At 64.1% G+C, this 3306-nt stretch carries 3 protein-coding genes; all 3 read left to right on the forward strand.

Annotation, left to right across the window (positions count from 1 at the left end; all coding sequences use genetic code 11):
- Positions 1 to 563: TrbI/VirB10 family protein (locus ABYB95_RS19965; RefSeq protein WP_372660942.1), on the forward strand; the 563-nt coding region annotated here is incomplete at its 5' end.
- A complete protein-coding gene (virB11, locus tag ABYB95_RS19970; RefSeq protein WP_372660944.1) occupies positions 560 to 1696 on the forward strand; it encodes a P-type DNA transfer ATPase VirB11 in 1137 nt (378 codons plus the stop codon). The genes ABYB95_RS19965 and virB11, both read left to right, overlap by 4 nt.
- Positions 1693 to 3306, forward strand: a 1614-nt coding sequence (locus ABYB95_RS19975; protein ID WP_372660947.1) for a type IV secretory system conjugative DNA transfer family protein, incomplete at its 3' end; no start/stop codon positions are given. The genes virB11 and ABYB95_RS19975, both read left to right, overlap by 4 nt.

Here is a 3306-nt window from a genome sequence, read left to right on the forward strand (position 1 = left end):
GCACGGCCTTCACCTGCGCACTCAAGACCAAGGTGATCAGCGCCACCTCGGGCCTGGTCGGTTGCCAGGTGCAACGCAATGTCTTTGGCGACAACGGTCGGGTGTTGCTGATCGAACGTGGCTCCCACCTGGACGGGGAATACCGCATTGCCTCGGTTCGACCCGGCACGGTGCGCATCCCGGTGCTGTGGACCCGCATCCGCACCCCCCTGGGCGTGACGGTGGACATCGATTCCCCCGGCACGGGCCAGTTGGGTGAATCGGGCATCGACGGTCATGTCGACAACCGCTGGGGCGAACGCATCGGTGCCGCCATGCTGCTCTCTTTGATCGACGATTCGGTCAAGCTGGTGATCCAAAACCAGGCGCAAGACCAGCAAGCCGACACCATCGTCTTGCCCTCGACCACCAACAACACCAGCAAACTCGCGGAAAAAGTTCTCGACAGCACCATCAACATTCCGCCCCTGCTCTACCAGAATCAGGGGGGTATCGTCGGCATCTACGTCGCCCGCGATGTGGACTTTTCTTCGGTCTACGAACTCAAGCCGGTGAACCGATGAGCGCGCAGTCCCGCGATCAGGACGGCTCACCCGAGGGCTGGTGCGGTGACGCCACCTCGGTGATCGAGTTCCTGCGCCCGCTACGCGCCCAACTGAACGCACCCGGCGTGTTGGAAGTCTGCATGAACCGGCCCGGTGAACTTCAGGTGGAAACAGTGGGTGGCTGGCAGACCGTTGCCGCCCACGAGATGACGCAGGAACGTTGCCTCTCCTTGGCCACTGCAGTCGCAACGTTTTGCGACCAGCAGATCAACCAGGAAAGACCCCTGCTCTCGGCCACGCTGCCCAGTGGCGAGCGCATCCAGTTCGCCATCCCACCAGCGGTGCCGCGTGGCACGGTGTCGATCACGGTGCGCAAGCCATCGGAGCTCACTTTGAAGTTGAGCGATTTTGAGCGCGACGGCCTGTTCGATCGGATCGAACAACACAGAACACAAGAGCGCTGCATGCTGAACGCCGGCCTGCGGCCTTTCGAACAAGAGCTGCTCAATTTGAAATCGGCTGGCCGTTACGCCGAGTTCCTGCGCCTGGCCGTCCGCAACCACCAGACCATGGTGGTGAGCGGAAAAACCGGGTCGGGCAAGACCACCTTCATGAAAGGTCTGGTCGAGGAGGTGCCGCACAACGAACGTCTCATCACGATCGAGGACACGGCGGAACTCACTCTGCCCAACCATCCGAATGTGGTGCACCTGTTCTACAGCAAGGATGCCCAGGGCACGGCCCGCGTGGCGGCCAAGTCGCTACTGGAAGCCTGCCTGCGCATGAAGCCCGACCGCATCTTCCTCGCCGAGCTGCGCGGCGAGGAGTGTTTCTCGTTCATCCGCCTCGCCGCCTCCGGTCACCCGGGCAGCATCACCAGCGTGCACGCCGGCAGTTGTGCCCTGGCCCTGGAACAGATGTCATTAATGATCCGCGAGAGTGGCGCCGGTGGCGGCCTGCACATGGGCGAGATCAAGGCCCTGCTGCACCTCGTGGTCGATGTCTTCGTGCAGTTCGACCGCGATGAACGGGGCCGCTTCATTGCCGAGATCGCCTACGACCCGCACAAGCGGCAACGCCCCACCGATCTGCCAGCGGGCGACGGCCGCTCATCACAGCAGGCCATGTTGTTTGAGGACGTTGCACCATGACATCGCTGGTGGCACAGCCCCTCTCCACCCGGTCCCTGGGCCGCAAGGTCGCTGCCGGCGGCTTTGCGCTGGCCGCCTTGGCCCTGCTCGCCTTCGCAGCGGTGTACCTCTCGGGAGCGCTGTTCCTGATCCTCAGCAAAGCCGACCCCCGACAGGCCCAGTGGAGCAGCATCGTCGGCTACTGGCAGCTCTATGCCGACGACGCCACGCTGCGCCAGCGCTTGCTGATGGCCATCGCAGTGTCGGGTCTGGGCTCACTGGTGATCCTGCCCGGCGCTCTGATTGCCGCAGCGCGACCGCGTCGAGCCTTGCACGGATCCGCGCGCTTCGCCAGCAGCGCCGAAGTGGGCCGTGCCGGCTTGCTCATATCGGGCGAGTCGACTTCAGGCCCCAGCATCCTGATCGGGCGCTTCAAGAGCCAGTTCCTCGCCCTGCCCGGCCAGCTCTCGGTCATGTTGTCCGCCCCTACCCGCAGCGGCAAGGGCGTCGGCGTGGTGATTCCCAACCTGCTGAACTGGCCCGATTCGGTCGTGGTGCTGGACATCAAAGGAGAAAACCACGCCATCACAGCCGGCTACCGGGCGAAACATGGCCAGGCGGTGTACGCGTTTTCTCCATTCGATGAAGTAGCCCGGTCGCACCGCTGGAACCCGTTGACCGCCGTGCGCACCAGCGCGCTGCACCGGGTCGGCGACCTGCTGGGCATCGGTCAGGTGTTTTTTCCGAACGACGGTGGCGGCACCTCGTCCGAAGCCTTTTTCAACGACCAGGCACGCAACCTGTTCCTGGGCCTGGGCTTGATGCTGCTGGAAACCCCGGAACTGCCCCGCACAGTGGGCGAGATGCTGCGCCAGTCCTCGGGCAAGGGTCAGCCGCTGAAAGACCACCTGGGCGGCCTGATCAAACAACGCCGCGAACAGAACAAACCGCTGTCCGACGAGTGCGTCGATGCCTTGCAGCGCCTGCTGAGCAATTCAGAAAACACCCTGGCCAGCGTGGTCGCCACCTTCCATGCGCCGCTGACCATCTTTGCCGACGCCGTGGTGGACGCCGCCACCAGCGCCGACGATTTCCGGCTGGAGGATCTGCGCCGCCGGCGCATGTCGGTCTATGTGCGCATCCCGCCGAACCGTTTGGCCAACGCGCGGCCTTTGCTCAATCTGTTTTTTTCGCAACTGGTCTGCCTCAATACCCAGCACCTGCCCGAGCAGGACCCCAGCCTGAAACTGCAATGCCTGCTGGTCAACGACGAGTTCACCGCCATGGGCCGCGCGGGCGCCATCACCCACGCCGCCGCCTTCCTGGCCGGCTACAACTTGCGATTGCTGACGGTGGTGCAAGCCATGTCGCAGCTCGACGCCGTCTATGGCGACAAGGAAGCCCGCACCTTTGCCACCAACCACGGCCTGCAGATCCTCTACGCACCGCGTGAGCAGCGCGACGCCGACGTATACAGCGCCATGCTGGGCCACTTCTCCGAACGTGCCACCTCGCGCGGGCGCAGCCGTTCCTTCAGTGGCCACGGCCACAGCTCGGTGAGCCGCAACGAAAGTGAGCAACGGCGCGCCCTCTTGTTGCCGCAGGAATTCAAGGAACTGGGCAGCGAGCGC

Source organism: Hydrogenophaga sp., from assembly GCF_041633695.1.
Classification (GTDB): domain Bacteria; phylum Pseudomonadota; class Gammaproteobacteria; order Burkholderiales; family Burkholderiaceae_C; genus Hydrogenophaga.